Annotated in this window: 14 protein-coding genes; 7 read left to right on the top strand and 7 right to left on the bottom strand. The window is 70.7% G+C overall.

The genetic code is table 11. The features are described from left to right. Positions 1-286: 286 nt before the first annotated feature. Genes ACWIHY_RS05730 through glgX form a run of 3 tightly spaced genes read right to left on the bottom strand, consistent with a single transcriptional unit; the run spans position 287 to position 6,354 of the window. Positions 287-2,218: an ABC transporter ATP-binding protein gene (locus tag ACWIHY_RS05730; RefSeq protein ID WP_454374322.1), complete on the bottom strand. Its 1,932-nt coding sequence runs from the start codon at positions 2,216-2,218 to the stop codon at positions 287-289. Then, positions 2,215-4,017: an ABC transporter ATP-binding protein gene (locus tag ACWIHY_RS05735; protein ID WP_454374323.1), complete on the bottom strand. Its 1,803-nt coding sequence runs from the start codon at positions 4,015-4,017 to the stop codon at positions 2,215-2,217. Before ACWIHY_RS05735 ends, ACWIHY_RS05730 begins: the two co-directional genes overlap by 4 nt. 45 nt (positions 4,018-4,062) lie before the next feature. After that, a complete protein-coding gene (glgX, locus tag ACWIHY_RS05740) occupies positions 4,063-6,354 on the bottom strand; it encodes a glycogen debranching protein GlgX (RefSeq protein ID WP_454374324.1) in 2,292 nt (763 codons plus the stop codon). Positions 6,355-6,520: 166 nt separating this feature from the next. Between glgX and ACWIHY_RS05745 the strand changes: the two genes are divergently transcribed. The 6 genes from ACWIHY_RS05745 to ACWIHY_RS05770 all read left to right on the top strand — a co-directional run bounded on the left by ACWIHY_RS05745 (position 6,521) and on the right by ACWIHY_RS05770 (position 13,185). Continuing rightward, positions 6,521-7,720, top strand: a complete 1,200-nt coding sequence (locus ACWIHY_RS05745) for a L,D-transpeptidase (RefSeq protein WP_454374325.1) — start codon at positions 6,521-6,523, stop codon at positions 7,718-7,720. A 175-nt stretch (positions 7,721-7,895) separates the two neighbouring features. Next, positions 7,896-9,155 (top strand): L,D-transpeptidase, encoded by a 1,260-nt coding sequence (locus tag ACWIHY_RS05750; protein WP_454374326.1) that lies wholly within the window; start codon positions 7,896-7,898, stop codon positions 9,153-9,155. An 86-nt stretch (positions 9,156-9,241) separates the two neighbouring features. Next, on the top strand, positions 9,242-10,009 hold the full coding sequence (locus ACWIHY_RS05755; RefSeq protein ID WP_454374327.1) for an enoyl-CoA hydratase/isomerase family protein: 768 nt from the start codon (positions 9,242-9,244) through the stop codon (positions 10,007-10,009). A gap of 258 nt (positions 10,010-10,267) precedes the next feature. After that, entirely contained in the window at positions 10,268-10,783 is a 516-nt protein-coding gene (locus tag ACWIHY_RS05760) for an ATP-binding protein (RefSeq protein ID WP_454374328.1), read from the top strand. A gap of 399 nt (positions 10,784-11,182) precedes the next feature. Further along, complete coding sequence (locus ACWIHY_RS05765; protein WP_454374329.1) at positions 11,183-12,004, top strand: polysaccharide deacetylase family protein; 822 nt, start codon at positions 11,183-11,185, stop codon at positions 12,002-12,004. Beyond that, on the top strand, positions 12,001-13,185 hold the full coding sequence (locus tag ACWIHY_RS05770) for a YncE family protein (protein ID WP_454374330.1): 1,185 nt from the start codon (positions 12,001-12,003) through the stop codon (positions 13,183-13,185). The genes ACWIHY_RS05765 and ACWIHY_RS05770 overlap by 4 nt, the downstream gene beginning before the upstream one ends. Before the next feature lie 72 nt (positions 13,186-13,257). Here ACWIHY_RS05770 and ACWIHY_RS05775 read toward each other — a convergent pair whose 3' ends face one another. The 3 genes from ACWIHY_RS05775 to ACWIHY_RS05785 all read right to left on the bottom strand — a co-directional run bounded on the left by ACWIHY_RS05775 (position 13,258) and on the right by ACWIHY_RS05785 (position 16,021). Beyond that, positions 13,258-14,448 (bottom strand): cytochrome P450, encoded by a 1,191-nt coding sequence (locus tag ACWIHY_RS05775; RefSeq protein WP_454374331.1) that lies wholly within the window; start codon positions 14,446-14,448, stop codon positions 13,258-13,260. Continuing rightward, positions 14,429-15,154, bottom strand: a complete 726-nt coding sequence (locus tag ACWIHY_RS05780; protein ID WP_454374332.1) for a tRNA-dependent cyclodipeptide synthase — start codon at positions 15,152-15,154, stop codon at positions 14,429-14,431. Before ACWIHY_RS05780 ends, ACWIHY_RS05775 begins: the two co-directional genes overlap by 20 nt. Before the next feature lie 186 nt (positions 15,155-15,340). Then, the gene (locus tag ACWIHY_RS05785) at positions 15,341-16,021 is read right to left on the bottom strand and encodes a GNAT family N-acetyltransferase (protein WP_454374333.1); all 681 of its coding nucleotides are present in this window, start codon (positions 16,019-16,021) and stop codon (positions 15,341-15,343) included. Positions 16,022-16,133: 112 nt separating this feature from the next. On the opposite strand from ACWIHY_RS05785, the gene ACWIHY_RS05790 reads away from it, so the two are divergent. Continuing rightward, complete coding sequence (locus tag ACWIHY_RS05790) at positions 16,134-16,349, top strand: EF-hand domain-containing protein (RefSeq protein ID WP_028813826.1); 216 nt, start codon at positions 16,134-16,136, stop codon at positions 16,347-16,349. Between the two features lie 27 nt (positions 16,350-16,376). Here ACWIHY_RS05790 and ACWIHY_RS05795 read toward each other — a convergent pair whose 3' ends face one another. Beyond that, positions 16,377-16,973: a PadR family transcriptional regulator gene (locus tag ACWIHY_RS05795; protein WP_454374334.1), complete on the bottom strand. Its 597-nt coding sequence runs from the start codon at positions 16,971-16,973 to the stop codon at positions 16,377-16,379. Positions 16,974-16,980 lie beyond the last annotated feature (7 nt).

Below are 16,980 nucleotides of genomic sequence, written 5' to 3' on the forward strand. Positions count from 1 at the left end.
GTCAGGAGCGCGTCAAGAAGTTGGCCGGAAATCGTCCGTTGCCCGAATAGTCGTGTTCGTTAAGCGGACGTTTCGCGGGCTGTCACCACAACGGTGTAGAGGGCCGTGGAGGACCCGTGCCCCGGTCCGGGACCGAAAGCGGGGCTGCGGCGCCGTGACCGGTTTCGGCGCGGGTCCGAAGGGGCGGCGCGGGCCGGGCGGGCGGTCGTGGCCGGAGTCAGCGATCGTGGCCCGGGCGGGCATCGCGGGCCGGGCGCCGGTCGCACGCCGCGCCACCGACGTGCCGTCAGGCCAGGCTGTCCCGCCAGGCCCGGTGCAGGCCGGCGAAGTGCCCCGTACCGCCGGCGAGTGCGGCCGGGGAGCCGTCCTCGACGATGCGGCCGTGTTCCATGACCAGCACCCGGTCGGCGATCTCCACCGTCGACAGCCGGTGCGCGACGACCACCGCCGTGCGCCCCCGCAGCACCGTGTTCATCGCGCGCTGCACCGCGCGCTCGCCCGGGACGTCGAGGGACGACGTCGCCTCGTCGAGGATCAGCACCGCCGGGTCGGCGAGCAGCGCGCGGGCGAAGGCGACCAGTTGCCGCTGCCCGGCCGAGATCCGGCCGCCCCGCTTGCGTACGTCCGTGTCGTACCCCTCCGGCAGACCGCTGATGAAGTCGTGCGCGCCGATCGCCTTCGCGGCCTGCTCGATGTCCTCACGCGTGGCATCCGGGCGGCCGATGGCGATGTTCTCGGCGACCGTGCCGGAGAACAGGAACGCCTCCTGGGTCACCATCACCACCCCGCGCCGCAGTTCGGGCACCGCGAGGTCGCGCAGGTCCGTGCCGTCGAGCAGGACACGGCCCTCGGTCGGGTCGTAGAAGCGCGCCAGCAGCTTGGCGAGCGTCGACTTTCCGGCGCCCGTCGACCCGACGACGGCGACGGTCTGACCGGCCGGGAGCGTCAGGCTGAAGCGTGGGAGGACCTCGCCGCCGGTGCGGTAGGCGAAGCTGACGCCCTCGAAGACGACCTCGCGGCCCGGCCCGCCGCCGCGCGGGGCGGGCAGTTCGCGCGGTTCGGCCGGCTCACGGACGGTGGGGGTCTGCGCCAACAGGCCCGCGATCTTCTCCAGGGAAGCGGCAGCCGACTGATAGGAGTTCAGGAACATACCGAGCCGGTCGATCGGATCGTAGAGCCGCCGCAGGTAGAGCACGGAGGCCGCGAGGACGCCGAGCGCCAGGCCGCCGCCGGCGACCTGGTAAGCGCCCCAGAGCACGATCCCGGCGACCGTCGTGTTGGCGACCAGCCGTGAGCCGACGACGTACTGCGCCATCTCCAGCAGGCCGTCGCCGTTCGTCCGCTCGTGGCGGTGGTTGAGCTCGCGGAACTCCGCGTCGTTCGCCCGCTCGCGCCGGAAGGCCCGCACCGGCCGGATCCCGTTCATCGTCTCCGCGAACTTCACGATGACAGCGGCGATCGCCGTCGAACGCTTGCCGAAGATGACGGAGACGCGGGCCCGGTAGCGTCGGACGAGCAGATACAGCGGGACGAACGACAGCACCGCGAGCCCTCCGATGCCCACGTCGAGGTAGAGGAGCAGCGCGCAGATGTAGACGCACGAGAGGATGACGCCGATCAGCTCCTGGAGGCCCTCGCCGAGAAGCTGGCGCAGCGACTCCACGTCGGTCGTCGACCGGGAGATCAGCCTGCCGGAGGTGTACCGCTCGTGGAAGTCGAGACTGAGCGCCTGCGCGTGCCGGAAGATCCTGCCGCGCAGATCGAGCAGTACGTCCTGGTTGACGCGGGCGGCGAGCCGGATGAAGGCGTACTGGAGCAGGCCGGCGCCGAGCGAGCACAGCAGATAGGCGGCCGCGACGACCATGAGCGGCCCGAAGTCGTCCCGCCGCAGGGCCGGTACGCCCCGGTCGATGGCGTACGCGACGAGCAGCGGGCCGGCCTGCACCGCCGCCTGCTGGAGCAGCAGGATCAGCGTGGTGACGCCCACCCTGCCCCGGTGCGGCCGCAGCAGCGAGCGCAGCAGCGCCCCCGTCGCCCCCCTGGGCACGGGCAGCGCGTCGCGGTCGAAGGGGTCCCCGCCCTGCTCCCGCCCCTTGCCCCCGGCGCCCTCCGCACCCTTCTCCCCGGCCCCCGCCGCGACCGCGCGCCCGGCTTCCGCGCCGGCCGGGCCGTCCGCGGGTTCCTGGCCGTCCGTCCGGTCGTCGGCGGTGGTGGTCATACCGGGTCCCCCTTGTCGCCGTCGGCCCTGCCGTCGCCCGTCCCCGACATCAGCCAGGCGTACTCGTCGCTGCTGTGCAGCAGTTCCTGGTGGGTGCCGACGGCCGTGACGCGGCCGTCGGAGAGCAGCGCCACCCGGTCCGCGAGCAGCACGGTGGACGGCCGGTGCGCGACGACGAGCGCGGTGGTGTCCGCCAGGACGCGCCGCAGCGCCGCCTCCACCAGGGCCTCGGTGTGCACGTCGAGTGCCGACAGCGGATCGTCGAGCACCAGGAAGCGCGGCCTGCCCACCACCGCCCTGGCCAGTGCCAGCCGTTGCCGCTGCCCGCCGGACAGGCTCAGCCCCTGCTCGCCGACCTGTGTGGCCGTCCCCTCGGGCAGCCTGCGTACGAAGCCCGCCTGCGCGGTCTCCAGGGCCCGCTCCAGATCCGCCTCGTCGTCGTCACCCGCGCCCATGAGGACGTTCTCGCCGACGCTCGCGGAGAACAGCGTGGGCTCCTCGAACGCCACGGACACCAGCTTCCGCAGCCGCTCGCGCGGTAGGGCCGTGATGTCCTGGCCGTCGAGCGTGATCCGCCCGCCCGTCACCTCGTGCAGCCGTGGTACGAGCGTGGTGAGTGTCGTCTTGCCGCTGCCGGTGGCTCCGACGAGCGCCATGGTCTCGCCCGGCCGTACGTGCAGATCGATACGGGCCAGCACGGGCGGCGTCCCCTCGGGCGCGTCGGGGTAACGGAACTCGACCCCCTCGAAAACGATCCCGCCCCGGCCGGGGGCCGCCGTGGGCAGCGGTGACGCGCCCCCTTCCGTCTCCCGGGGCGCGTCCATCACCTCGAAGTACCGCTCGGTCGCGGTCGCCGCGTCCTGGCTGATCGCGAGCAGGAAGCCGATCGACTCCACCGGCCAGCGCAGCGCCAGCGCCGTCGACAGGAACGCCACGAGCGTGCCCGCCGACAGCTCGCCGTCGGCCACCTGGACCGTGCCAAGCACCAGCGCCGCGCCGACGGCCAGCTCCGGCAGGACCGTGATCACCGCCCAGATGCCGGCGAGCAGCCGGGCCTTGGCCAGTTCCGTGCCCCGGAGGGTCATCGACCGTTCCCGGAAGGCGTGGGCCTGGCTGCGGTGACGGCCGAACCCCTTGATGACGCGGATGCCGAGCACGCTCTCCTCGACGACCGTCGTCAGATCACCGACCTGGTCCTGCGAGCGCCGCGCCACCAGGGAGTACTTCGACTCGAAGACGAAGCACAGCACCACCAGCGGAATCGCCGGCGCCAGCAGCACCAGCCCCAGCGACCACTGCTGCTGCAACAGGACGACGAAGCCCACCAGGATGGTCACCCCGTTGACCAGCAGGAACGTCAGCGGAAACGCAAGGAACATGCGCAGCAGCATCAGGTCCGTCGTCCCGCGCGACAGCAACTGCCCCGACGGCCACCGGTCGTGGAAGGCCACCGGCAGCCGCTGCAGATGCCGGTACAGATCGTCCCGCATCGCGGCCTCCACCCCGGCCAGCGGCCGCGCCACCAGCCACCTCCGGAGGCCGAAGAGCGCCGCCTCCGTGAGCCCGAGCAGCAGCAGGTACAACGCGCCCAGCCACACCCCGCCCGGGTCCCGGTCCGCGACCGGCCCGTCCACGATCCATTTCAGGACCAGCGGGATGACCAGGCCGAGGCACGAGGCGAGCACGGCGACGAACGCCGCGCAGGCCAGGCGCGTGCGCACCGGGCGCACGTAGGGCCACAGGCGCAGCAGTGAACGTGCGGCCGATCGGCCCCCGGTGGGTCCATCCGTTCCTGTCATTAGGATCGAGCGTACGGTTCGCCACTGACAGCGCTCACTGGGTTTTCAGGCCGTCCCCGCCTTCAGCAGGAGCACCGATCTGGCCGGCACGGTGACCGCCTCACCCGCGGGACACACCGTTCCCGGCGCGGTCTCCTGGCTCTCCCGCGAGGTGTCCACGACCAGTTCGTACGTCTGCGCCCACGGCGGAGCCGGCAGCACGAAACTCGCCGGGCTGTCCCCCGCGTGCAGTACGGCGAGAAAGCTTTCGTCCGTGATCTTCGCGCCGCGCGCGTCGCGTCCCGGGATGTCGCGGCCGGACAGATACAGCCCCACGGTCGAGGCCGGCGCGTACCAGTCCCGCTCTGTCATCTCGTCGCCGCGCGGGGTGAACCACGCCAGGTCGCGCAGCCCGTCCGCCGCCTGCGGCCGGCCCGAGAAGAACGCGCGGCGGCGCAGCACCGGGTGCGCGTGACGCAGGGCCAGCAGGCGTGACGTCAGCCGGAAGAGCTCACGCCAGCCGGGCTCCTCGAGCAGCGACCAGTCGATCCAGCTGACCTCGTTGTCCTGGCAGTACGCGTTGTTGTTGCCGCCCTGCGTGCGCCCCATCTCGTCGCCCGCGACCAGCATCGGCACGCCCGTCGACAGCAGCAGCGTCGTCACCAGGTTGCGCAGCTGCTGCCGGCGAAGGGCGTTCACCCCCGCGTCCCGCGTCTCGCCCTCGGCGCCGCAGTTCCACGAACGGTTGTCGTTCGTCCCGTCCCGGTTGCCCTCGCCGTTCGCCGCGTTCTGCTTCTGGTGGTACGACACGAGGTCCCGCAGCGTGAAGCCGTCGTGCGCGGTGACGAAGTTGACGGAGGCGTACGGGCGGCGGCCGCCCCACGCGTACAGGTCGCTCGACCCGGAAAGGCGGTAGCCGAGGTCCCGGACATCCGGCAGCGCGCCCCGCCAGAAGTCCCGTACGGCGTCTCGGTAGTGGTCGTTCCACTCCGTCCACAGCGGCGGGAAGGCGCCCACCTGGTAGCCGCCGCTGCCCACGTCCCACGGCTCGGCGATCAGCTTCACGCGCCGCAGCACCGGGTCCTGGGCGATCACCGCGAGAAAGGGCGACAGCATGTCGACGTCGTGCATCGAGCGCGCGAGCGCCGCCGCGAGGTCGAAGCGGAAGCCGTCCACGCCCATCTCGGTGACCCAGTACCTGAGCGAGTCCGTGATCAGCCGCAGCACGTTCGGCTGCACGACGTGCAGGGTGTTGCCGCAGCCCGTGTAGTCGGCGTACCGCCTGGCGTCGTTCTGGAGGCGGTAGTAGCCGCGGTTGTCGATGCCGCGCAGCGACAGTGTGGGCCCGAGCTCGCTCGCCTCCGCCGTGTGGTTGTAGACCACGTCGAGGATGACCTCGATGCCGGCCGCGTGCAGGGCCCGCACCATCGCCTTGAACTCGCCGACCTGCTGGCCGGCCGTTCCCGAGGCCGCGTAGGCCGCGTGCGGCGCGAAATAGCCGATGGAGTTGTAACCCCAGTAATTGCGCAGACCGCGCCGCAGCAGGTGGTCCTCGTGGGCGAACTGGTGCACCGGCAGCAGCTCGACCGCCGTCACCCCCAGCCGCTGGAGATGCTCGATCGCCGCCGGATGCCCCAGTCCGGCGTACGTGCCGCGCAGCTCCTCAGGGATACCGGGGTGCAGCTTGGTGAAGCCGCGCACGTGCAGCTCGTAGATGACGGTGTCCGCCCACGGCGTTTTGGGCCGCCGGTCGTCCACCCAGTCGTCGTCGGGAGCGTCGTCGTGCACGACGACGCCCTTCGGGACGAACGGCGCCGAGTCGCGGTCGTCGCGCACCGTGTCCGCGACGTTCTGCTGCGGCCAGTCCCTGACGTGCCCGTACACCTCGCCGGGCAGCGTGAAGTCGCCGTCCACCGCCCGGGCGTACGGGTCGAGGAGCAGCTTCGCGTGGTTCCAGCGGGCACCGGTCCACGGGTCCCAGCGGCCGTGGACCCGGAAGCCGTAGCGCTGCCCCGCCCGTACGCCCGGTACGAAGCCGTGCCAGATCTCGTGGGTCAGCTCGGTCAGCGGGCAGCGCGTCTCGGTGCCGTCCTCCGCGAAGAGGCACACCTCGACGGCCTCGGCCCCGCCCGCCCACAGGGCGAAATTGGTGCCCGCGACCCCGTCGGGGCCGACACGAAAACGCGCCCCCAACGGGGTCGGCGCGCCGGGCCACACGGGCGGTCTGCCCGGGTCGTGGCCCGGGCGCCGCCCGTTGAGCGCGACGGGGGCGGGTGCGGGGCGGCCGTCGCTCACCGCCTGGGGCACCGCTGCCCGCACCGCCTCCTGTACTGCCTCCTGCTCGGGTGCGCTGGACACCTGTAAGCCTCCCGCGGCTCGTTGGGACCGGCGGATCCTTGAGACCGTACGGCGTCCCGGCCGTGGCCCCCTCGCGCGGTCCTCCCACCTGTTCTTCCCGTAACGGGGCTCGTACTCACGTTTCCCCTGGAGGGGGGCGGTCGTTGGGCCCGGCGTGAGAGACGCAGTGAGACGCGCACGGGCGGCCCTGGCCGCCGCACTGGCAGGGGCAGCACTGATCGCCGGGCTGGCGGGGTGCACGGCCGACGGTGGTCCGTTGTCCGGCGGGAAGCCGCGTTCCCCCAGGGACACGATCCGGATCGTTCCCGAGGACGGGGCGAAGGGGATCAGGGCCGACGGCCGGATCGAGGTGAAGGTCCCCGACGGGCGACTGGAACGGGTCCGGGTCGCACGGGTCGAGGACGCCGACCAGCACGAGGTCACCGGCAGGATCGCGGACGACGGGCTGAGCTGGCGGCCGGACGGCGGGCCGCTGCGGCTGGCCGCCAAGTACACCGTCGACGCGGTCGCCGTCGACGGCCACGGCCGCCGCTCCGCCCGGCACACCTCGTTCACGACGGTCGTCCCCGAGCACCGCTTCATCGGCTACTTCAAGCCGGAGAACCGCTCCACGGTCGGCACCGGCATGATCGTCTCCTTCTCCTTCAACCGTGCCGTCGTCAACCGCTCCGCCGTCGAGCGCGCCATCAGGATCACCTCGCAGCCGCCGGTGGAGGTGTCCGGCCACTGGTTCGGTGCCCAGCGCCTGGACTTCCGCCCGCGGAAGTACTGGAAGCCGGGCACCCGCGTCGGAATCGACCTGCGGCTGCGCGACGTCGAGGCGGCGCCCGGTGTGTTCGGCATCCAGCACAAGGCCGTCGGCTTCACGGTCGGCCGGTCCCAGGTCTCCACGGTCGACGCGGAGGCGCACACCATGGTGGTACGGCGCGACGGCGCGAAGCCCGTGCGGGTGCCGGTCAGCGCGGGGGCGCCGAAGACCACGACGTACAACGGGAAGATGGTCGTCACCGAGCTGTACGACGTCACGCGGATGGACGGCAGGACGGTCGGTTTCGGCGGTGAGTACGACATTCCGGACGTCCCCCACGCGATGCGTCTGACGGCGTCGGGGACCTTCCTGCACGGCAACTACTGGGCCCCGCCCGAGACGTTCGGATCCGTCAACACGAGCCACGGATGCATCGGCCTGCGCGATGCGAAGGGCGGCAGTCCCGATACTCCGGGCGGCTGGTTCTTCGACCGCACGCTCGTGGGAGACGTGGTGGAAGTGGTGAACTCGCGTGACCGGAAGGTGGCTCCCGACAACGGCCTCGGCGGCTGGAACATGGAGTGGGACCGCTGGAAGGCCGGTTCCGCACTCCACTGACCCCCGCTGACCTGCATGGCCCGCACCGGTTTCACAGCTACTTGGAACTGAACGGTGACATTCACGGGGAGTCGGCGACACACCCGGTGTGATTACCATTCACCAGGCGCGCGGTTGCTGCGCGTGGGGGTGCGGGCCATGGCTGGGGCCAGGCCGTGCGAGGGGAGAACAACACGTGAACAGGCAGCCGATATCGGGGACGTCGGCGGGAGCGCGTCGGGGGCGCGGTTCCGGTCGCGGGGGCCCGGGACTGCTGGCTCTGCTGCTGGGGGCGATGCTGCTGTTCGTCACCGCGTGCGCGGGAGGCGACTCGGGTGACAGCGACGGCAAGGGCAAGAGGGACGGGGCGGGGAAGGCCGGCGACACCCAGGCGTCGCAGGCGGTCGTGACGATCGCGCCCAAGGACGAGGCGAAGAACGTCGCCACGAGCGGGGCCCTTAAAATCGGTGCGGACAAGGGCAAACTGACCTCTGTCAAGGTCGAGGACACCAAGGGCAACGAGGTCGAGGGGAAGATCGCCGCGGGCGGTACCTCCTGGGAGCCGACGCACCACCTCGGCGCCGCGACCAAGTACAAGGTCCACGCGATCGCGAAGGACTCCGAGGGCCGCGAGTCCGCGAAGGACATCACCTTCACGACGCTCGTACCGAAGGACACCTTCGTCAGCTACTTCACGCCCGAGGACGGCTCGAAGGTCGGCGTCGGCATGCCGGTCTCGCTGCGCTTCAGCCGTGGCATCACCGCGCCCGAGGACGTCGAGAAGGCCGTCAAGGTCACGGCCGAGCCGTCGGTGCCGGTCGAGGGCCACTGGTTCGGCAACGACCGCCTCGACTTCCGCCCCGAGAAGTACTGGGCCGCGGGCACGAAGGTGACCCTGAAGCTGAACCTCGACGGCGTCGAGGGCCGCCCGGGCGTGTACGGCAAGCAGACGAAGACCGTGCAGTTCACGGTCGGCCGCAGCCAGGTCAGCGTCGTGGACGCCAAGGCCCACACGATGACGGTCAAGCGCGACGGCAAGGTCTTCAAGACGATCCCGATCACCGCGGGCGCCCCGTCGACGACGACGTACAACGGCCAGATGGTCATCAGCGAGAAGTACGCGGTGACGCGCATGAACGGCGCCACCGTCGGCTTCGGCGGCGAATACGACATCAAGGACGTACCGCACGCGATGCGCCTGTCCACCTCGGGCACGTTCATCCACGGCAACTACTGGGCGGGCGCGGGGACCTTCGGGTCGGCGAACGTCAGCCACGGGTGCGTGGGACTGCGGGACGTGCGGGGCGGGTGGGACAAGGAGGCTCCGGCCGCCTGGTTCTTCAACAACTCGATCCTCGGTGACGTGGTCGTCGTGAAGAACTCCAACGACAAGCAGATCCAGCCGGACAACGGCCTCAACGGCTGGAACATGTCCTGGGCCGAGTGGAAGAAGTAACACCCGACGGCTGTACGTACGGGCCCGGTGCACTGTGATCAAGTGCACCGGGCCCGTTGTCGTTAACGGGGGCTAACCTCGCTCGTATGACTGTGAATCTCGAAGTCTCCGAGGGCGTCGGCACCATCCGCCTGGACCGCCCCCCGATGAACGCACTGGACATCGCCACCCAGGACCGGCTGCGCGAGCTGGCCGAAGAGGCGACCCGGCGCGACGACGTGCGCGCCGTGGTCATCTACGGCGGCGAGAAGGTGTTCGCGGCAGGCGCGGACATCAAGGAGATGCAGGCGATGGACCACGCGGCGATGGTCGTACGCTCCAAGGCCCTCCAGGACTCCTTCACCGCCGTGGCCCGCATCCCCAAGCCCGTCGTCGCCGCGGTCACCGGTTACGCGCTGGGCGGAGGCTGCGAGCTCGCGCTGTGCGCCGACTTCCGTATCGCCGGCGACAACGCCAAGCTGGGCCAGCCCGAGATCCTCCTCGGCCTGATTCCCGGCGCGGGCGGCACGCAGCGGCTCGCGCGGCTGGTCGGCCCGTCCAAGGCCAAGGACCTCATCTTCACCGGGCGGCACGTGCGCGCGGACGAGGCGCTCACGATCGGTCTGGTCGACCGGGTCGTGCCGGCCGCCGAGGTGTACGAGCAGGCGCACGCCTGGGCCGCGAAGCTCGCCCAGGGGCCCGCGATGGCGCTGCGCGCGGCCAAGGAGTGCGTCGACGCGGGCCTTGAGGCGGACCTGGACACCGGGCTCACCATCGAACGCAACTGGTTCGCCGGGCTGTTCGCCACCGAGGACCGCGAGCGCGGCATGCGCAGTTTCGTCGACGAGGGCCCCGGCAAGGCCAAGTTCCTCTAGGTGACGGCAAGTTGACGCCAGTTGGCGCGTCATCCTCCCGGGCGCATTAACCCAGCCTTAACGCGGGGTGAAGGCAGCCTTGTCGCGAGCGCCCGGTGATCAGTCGTGCGCGTGCCGTCACCGCAGGTCGGGTGGGGTGTGGAGAGGTATTTGCTGCCAACGGCATATGCCAATCCGCACCCCGGGGAGGGGTGGTGGGGAGGGGGTGAATCCCCCGGAACGGCCCCGGAGCGCCTCCCCGGCAGCCATGATGGGGGCATGGCGGGGCTGGAAGGTATGGAGCAGCCGCGGCCGCGCGGCAGCGCGACCGCGGCGCGGTGGACGCCGGCTGTTGAGGACGAACAGGCGTTCAAGGCAGTCGAGTTGTTCGGTAATCCGACCGATGAAGAGGTGCGGCTGCCCTCTCGTCCGGAGTCGGCGGCCACGGCGCGACGGCTCACGCACTGCGTGGTGTTCCGTCAGTGGGGGCTCTCCCCGCAGACCGCCGAGTATGCGGTGCTGCTCGTCTCGGAGCTCGTCGGCAACGCCGTGCGGCACACCGGCGCCCGAGTCTTCGGGCTGCGCATGCTGCGCCGCAGGGGCTGGATAAGGATCGAGGTTCGCGACCCGTCGCGCGGCCTGCCCTGCCTGATGCCCGTGCACGAACTCGACACCAGCGGCCGCGGGCTCTTCCTCGTCGACAAGCTCTCCGACCGGTGGGGCGTGGATCTGCTGCCGCGCGGCAAGACCACCTGGTTCGAGATGCGCGTGAGTGACCGCACCACCGAGCGCTGAGTGTTCGGCGGCCGGGCGCGGGCGCACAAGAGCCCCCTGCGGCCGGGTGTGGCACTCGGGGGCTCTTGTGGAGCGCCGTGGAACGGGGGGGTGTGATCCACGGCCGCTTGTGAAGACGACCTGGCCCGGGTCAATGGGGGTCGTGGCACCGACTATGGCAGACAGGTGAGCACGGCGCCAAAAGCCCTTATCGCCCTTAAGTGTGCAAATTCGTGCATTTTGGAGATGAATCATAGGTGAGCTGAGCCACTGGCCTGGTAATGCTCGCATAAGTATGGGCTGGAGCGAGTGATTCATTGCCCAGTGCGACTGTGGGCCGCCTCGGGCGTGGCGACCCGCTGGGGCCGCGAATTGGCTCAATCATTACCTTTTGCTCGCATTACCCCTTAAATAGGGCGCGTGACACAGACATGCCGTCGCAGCGTGCTGCGCGCCGGAGCGGGAGCGGTCGGGGCAGCGGGCGCGGTCGTCGCGGGAGCGCTCGCCACCGGTTGCGCGGCGGGCGCCGGGTCACCCGCCCGCGTACCGTCCGCCGACGCCCCCTCCGGTCCCTCCTCCGCCGCGGCGAGACCGCCCGCGGCGCCGCGGCCCGCCCCCGTCCCCCACCGTTTCGCCGGCCTGCCCGTCCAGATCACCCACGGTCCGCGCGACCGCCCCCGGGTCGCCCTCACCTTCCACGGCCAGGGCGACCCGGCCACCGCGCAGGCCGTGCTCGCCGAGGCCGAGCGGGGCGGCGCCCGTCTCACCGTCCTCGCGGTCGGCAGCTGGCTGGACGCCCATCCGCAGCTCGCGCGCCGGATCCTCGACGGCGGCCACGACCTCGGCAACCACACCCAGCGCCACCTCGCCATCTCCGCCATGGGGGAGCGGGACGCGTACGCCGAGATCAGCGGCTGCGCGGACCGGCTGCGCCGGCTGACCGGCTCCATCGGCACCTGGTTCCGGCCCTCCCGCACCCAGTACGCCACCCCGCTCGTGCAGCGGCTCGCCCGCCGGGCGGGATATCCGCACGTCCTCTCGTACGACGTCGACTCGCTCGACTTCACCTCGCCCGGTGCCCCGGCCGTCACCCGCAGGATCACCGGGGAAATCCGCAACGGATCCGTGGTGAGCCTGCACTTCGGCTATGCGGACACGGTCGCCGCCCTGCCCGCCCTCCTCGACGAACTCGACCGCCGCGGCCTGCGCGCGGTGACGACCACGGAGCTGCTGACCCGATGACGACGATCACTCGACGTACGACCGCGCTGCTCACCGGCGCCCTCCTGGCCGCCCTCGCGGGCTGCGCCGGCCCCGACGGCAAAGGTCCGGCCGAGGCGCTCGGCACCAAGGGCGTCGCCCCGCCCGCCGAAGTGAAGAAGACCGTGCCGCCCGGACTGCCGGGCATGCCGCCGGTGCTCGACAAGAACGACCTCTACGCCGCGGACCGGCCGAACCAGCTGTCGCCGGTCGTCAAGGACTTCCCGTCCCGCGTCTACGTGCCCAACACCAACTCCAACACCGTGTCGGTGATCGATCCCAGGACGTACAAGGTCATCAAGACGATCCCGGTCGGCGTCCAGCCGCAGCACGTCGTTCCGTCCTGGGACATGAAGACCCTGTGGGTCAACAACAACCGCGGCCACACCCTGACGCCGATCAACCCGGCGACCGGGGCGGTGGGCAAGCCGGTGGAGGTGCACGACCCGTACAACCTCTACTTCACACCCAACGGCAAGTACGCCGTCGTCATGGCGTCGATGGACCGCGAGCTGGTCTTCCGCGACCCGCACACCATGGACCGCAAGAAGACCGTCCCGGTCTCCTGCTACGGCGTCAACCACGCCGACTTCTCCGCCGACGGCCGCTACTTCGTCGTCTCCTGCGAGTTCTCCGGCGAGCTGCTCAAGGTCGACACCGAGAAGATGAAGGTCGTCGGCCAGCAGAAGCTCCCGTTCCAGGGGGCGATGCCGCAGGACGTCAAGATCTCGCCCGACGGCAAGACGATCTACATCGCCGACATGATGGCGCACGGCATGTGGGTCCTGGACGGCGACAAGTTCACCACCCCCAAGCTGCTGCCGACGGGCAAGGGCTGCCACGGGCTGTACGTCTCGCGCGACTCCAAGGAGATGTACGTCTCCAACCGCGGCGAGGGCTCCGTCTCCGTCTTCGACTTCACCAAGAACAAGCTGACGAAGAAGTGGCGCCTGCCCGACGGCGGCAGCCCCGACATGGGCGGCGTCTCGGCCGACGGCAAGGTGCTGTGGCTCTCCGGGCGTTACGACTCCGAGGTGTACGCGATCGACACCACCACCGGCAAGCAGCTCGCCCGCATCCCGGTCGGCGGCGGCCCGCACGGCCTCGCGGTCTACCCGCAGCCCGGCCGTTACTCCCTGGGCCACACGGGCATCTTCCGCTGACGCGGTCCCGGACCCCGGACGCCGTTCGGGCGCGCGGGGTCCGGGACGGCCCGGTCGCCTGCCGCTGGTTCCCTACCAGAGGACCGGCAGCCGTTCCGGCAGCCGCTTGATGAAGCCCGTGCGCCACACCAGTTGCTCCGCCGGCACCGCGAGCCCCAGCCGGGGCATCCGGTCCACCAGAGCCGCGACCGCCGCCTCCGCGTGCGCGCGCCCCAGCGCGGACGCAGGGCAGAAGTGCCGGCCGCCACCGAAGGCGAGATGCGGGTTGTGTTCGCGGTTCAGGTTCAGGGTCTCGGGGTCCTCGAAGACCTCGGGGTCGAAGTTGGCACCCTCGACGAGAACCAGGACCAGCTCCCCCTTGCGGACGAGAACGTCGCCGAGCTGTACGTCGGCGAGGGCCAGGCGCGGCAGCCCGTCGCCGATCGACAGGTTCCAGCGCAGCAGTTCGTCGACGGCGCGGCCCATCCGGTCCGGATGGTCGCGCAGATAGCCGATCAGCTCGGGCCGCTGGAGCAGCGCGAGCACCGCGAGCACCAGGAACGCGGACGTGGAGACCGCGCCGGCGCCGAACAGCGAGGCGGCGACCGTGGCGAGCATCTCGTCCGTCAGGTGTGACGACTCCGGGTCCTCCCGCAGCGCGGCCAGCTCTCCCAGCAGCCCCGAACGCTCGGACGCGGGAGCGTTCAGCCGCTCCACCATGTAGCCGACGTCCTTGTACCAGTTGAGCTGCGAGCCCTCGAAGGGCTGCGCGCTGGTCATGAACGCGATGTCAAGGCTCGACATCAGCCGCGGCCAGTCCTCGAACGGCACCCCGAGGACCTTGCAGTGCAGCGCCGCCGAGAAGGGGTCGGCGAACCCGGCCCGGAGATCCACCGGCGGCCCCCAGGCCATCAGGTCGTCGATCAGCCGGTCCGCCGTGACGCGCAGCCAGCCGTGCAGCCCCTCGCCCGCACGCGGGTTGAGCGCCTTCATCACCGCCCCGCGCAGGCCGGTGCTGTTGATGTTCCCCATGTTGTTGACGACCTCCGGCGGGATGGTCAGCGCGTACTGCCGCGGCACGCCGGGAGCGGCTGTGTCCTTGAGGCTGAACCGTTCGTCCTCCAGCACCTGTTTGGCCAGCGGATAGCTGCTGACCAGCCAGGCGCTGTCGCCGGTGAGGGTGCGCACCCGGGCCACCGGCTGCTGCTCGCGAAGCCAGGAGCATTCCTCGGGAAGTACGTCGCCCCGACGCGAGAGCGGGAATTCAAGCAGCTTGTCGGTCATCGTCCGCGGTCCTTCCGTAGGCATCTGGTTTGACGACGGCGTATGCCTGATTGCGCGCCGCGCGCAGACCGCCGCCCCTCGCGTAGAGCAATTCCGTCAGCGGCAGCACCAGGTGATAGCAGGAGACGGAGGTCGGAACTCCCAGAATTCCGGGGGTGTCCAGGAAGAACGGGAGCTCCGCGCCGATGTAGTCGAGGCAGGCGGAGCGCTGGCGATCCGTTACGGATTCGCCCTGGGGCAGCTTCGAGGCCAGGAAGTGCTCGACCATCGCGTCGCAGCTTTTGCGGAATTCGTCGTCCGTGGCGAGGAAGTGCTGTACGCGTCGGTGCAGCAGCCCGTACACGTGGTTGCCGGAGAATTCGGAGAGAGCCCGTACCTGGACCGGCAGGCCCGGCGGTCCTGCCGCCTCCACTCCGGCAAGGATCCGCCGGCGGACCGCCTTGAGTTCTTTGGCGGCCCGTCGGGCGGAATGCTCGGGGGTGTGGCCGAGCGACGTGAACAAATCGGCGACATGCAGATCGGCGTAGACGAAATCCACCGCGGTGAACCGCTCGGTGGCCCATCGCGTGAGTTCCGTGATGCGCCGGGCATTGAAATAGCTGTTACCCGGAGAGACGCCGATCAGGGCATGGTCGCCCTCGGAACAGATGATGCGGCATTGGGGGGTGTAGGGCTCGATCGTGAATGCGTCGGTCTTGAGGTCCACTGAGGGAAACGCCCTTGGCGCCGCTAGTCCCGGGGAGCCCTGTGCTCCTGGTGTGGCGGCGACGCCACGAAGTTATCGTCCGGCGGCGGAGAGTGACGAAGTGGCCCCGGGTATTGGCTGGAACTCAGCACCGCGCGGCGGAAAATGTACTGTCCCCGCGCGGAAAGAGTTTTACGGCGAAATACTTCAGTGCGCCACCATCAGTGCTTCCGAGCCCACCGGCCGGTACCCCGCGGCCTGGAAGGTGCGTACGCTGCGGGCGTTCCCCGGGGGCTGCTGGGCCCAGACGACCGTGTCCGGCGTCAGATGGCGGGCCGCCAGCGCCAGTTGGCGCCCCAGGCCGCGGCCGCGGGCCGCGTCGTCGACCTCTATCGCGGCCTCCCAGCGGCCGGCGACACCGCGGCCGAGGATCAGTACACCGCCGTCGGCCGACCAGACCCGTACGTCGTGCCGGAACCTCATGGCCCGGGCCACCCTCGGGTGCTCCGGGTCGTCGAGCGCGCGCAGCTCCAGCTCCGGTTCGCCCGGCAGGGCGTCGGCGTACGTCAGCAGGTCGATGGTGTCGTTCATCCTGCGGCCGGTGTGTGTCGTCAGAGCCATGAGGAAGGCCGGGTTCATCGAAGCCGCCAGCGGGTCGCAGCGGGTCGCGTCCAGGGCGGACCGTACCCAGTCCGGGTCCGCGTCCGTGAAGATCACCGAGTGCGCGGTGAAGGCGAGGACTCCCGCGTCGCGGGCGTCGGGCTGCGGAACCACGGTTGTGGAGCCGTCCGCCGCCGGGAAGTCGCCGCGCGCCGCCGCGGCCAGGATCCGGGCCAGCGCGCTGCCGGCGGTGCCGGCGGAATCGGTCGGGTCAGCCAAGTCGGTCATGGGGAGATCCAAGCACTGCCTCCCGCACCCGCCGCGCCCGGGCGCCTGCCGGGGCCCGTGACCGGACCGATAATCTGGGCGGGTTCTGATCAGCACCAGAAGGGGTGGATCCATGGCGGACATCGAGTCGGCGCGCAAGGCTTTCGAGCGGTACGACATCAACGGGGACGGGACGATCTCGGCGGTCGAGTACAAGAGCGTCATGGCGCAGCTCGGGGACCCCTACGTCACCGAGACGGTGGCCCAGGCCGTGATCAACTCCCATGACAGCAACGGTGACGGCAAGCTCACCTTCGACGAGTTCTGGGCGTCGCAGAACAAGGGCTGAGGCCAGACGTACGGGCCCGGAATCCGCTCAGGCGGTGGATTCCGGGCCCGTACGCGTACCGGAGGCCGTACGCGCGTCCGCGCCCGCGCCCGTGCCCTCGAGCTCCGCCCGCGCCGCCTCGAGCCAACCGACCCAGAAGTTCTCCAGGTCGATCCCGGCACGCAGGACCAGATGCCGCAGCCGGTCGCCCTCGCTGTCCCTGCCGGCGCCGAAGTCCCGTTCCTCGATCGCGCGGTACTCCGCCAACTGGGCCCGGTGGAGCGTCAGATGGCGCCGCACGTCGTCCACCAGGCCCCGCGTGCCCACCACTCCCGCCGCGCGCAGGCGCAGCAGGAGGGCGTCACGGATCGGCTTGGGGTCCTCCGGCCCGGCCACCCACGCGGCCAGTTCGTCGCGCCCGGCCGGCAGGACCTCGTACTCCTTCTTCTGCCCGCGCGTCGGCTGCTCCGGCCGGGGCAGGGCCCGGATCGCGCCGGACTGCTCCAGCTTGCCCAGCTCCCGGTAGATCTGCTGGTGCGTGGCGGACCAGAAGTAGCCGATGGACTTGTCGAACCTGCGGGTCAGCTCCAGCCCGGACGACGGCTTTTCGAGCAGGGCGGTGAGGATGGCGTACGGGAGGGACATGAGCGCA

The organism is Streptomyces sp. NPDC055287, assembly GCF_053646035.1.

Excerpts from the sequence above, each read along its gene's own strand:
- ACWIHY_RS05730 (WP_454374322.1), bottom strand. The coding sequence starts at position 2,218 with ATGACCACCACCGCCGACGACCGGACGGACGGCCAGGAACCCGCGGAC.
- ACWIHY_RS05735 (WP_454374323.1), bottom strand. The coding sequence starts at position 4,017 with ATGACAGGAACGGATGGACCCACCGGGGGCCGATCGGCCGCACGTTCA.
- ACWIHY_RS05755 (WP_454374327.1), top strand. The coding sequence starts at position 9,242 with ATGACTGTGAATCTCGAAGTCTCCGAGGGCGTCGGCACCATCCGCCTG.
- ACWIHY_RS05760 (WP_454374328.1), top strand. The coding sequence starts at position 10,268 with ATGGCGGGGCTGGAAGGTATGGAGCAGCCGCGGCCGCGCGGCAGCGCG.
- ACWIHY_RS05770 (WP_454374330.1), top strand. The coding sequence starts at position 12,001 with ATGACGACGATCACTCGACGTACGACCGCGCTGCTCACCGGCGCCCTC.
- ACWIHY_RS05775 (WP_454374331.1), bottom strand. The coding sequence starts at position 14,448 with ATGACCGACAAGCTGCTTGAATTCCCGCTCTCGCGTCGGGGCGACGTA.
- ACWIHY_RS05785 (WP_454374333.1), bottom strand. The coding sequence starts at position 16,021 with ATGACCGACTTGGCTGACCCGACCGATTCCGCCGGCACCGCCGGCAGC.
- ACWIHY_RS05790 (WP_028813826.1), top strand. The coding sequence starts at position 16,134 with ATGGCGGACATCGAGTCGGCGCGCAAGGCTTTCGAGCGGTACGACATC.
- ACWIHY_RS05795 (WP_454374334.1), bottom strand. The coding sequence starts at position 16,973 with ATGTCCCTCCCGTACGCCATCCTCACCGCCCTGCTCGAAAAGCCGTCG.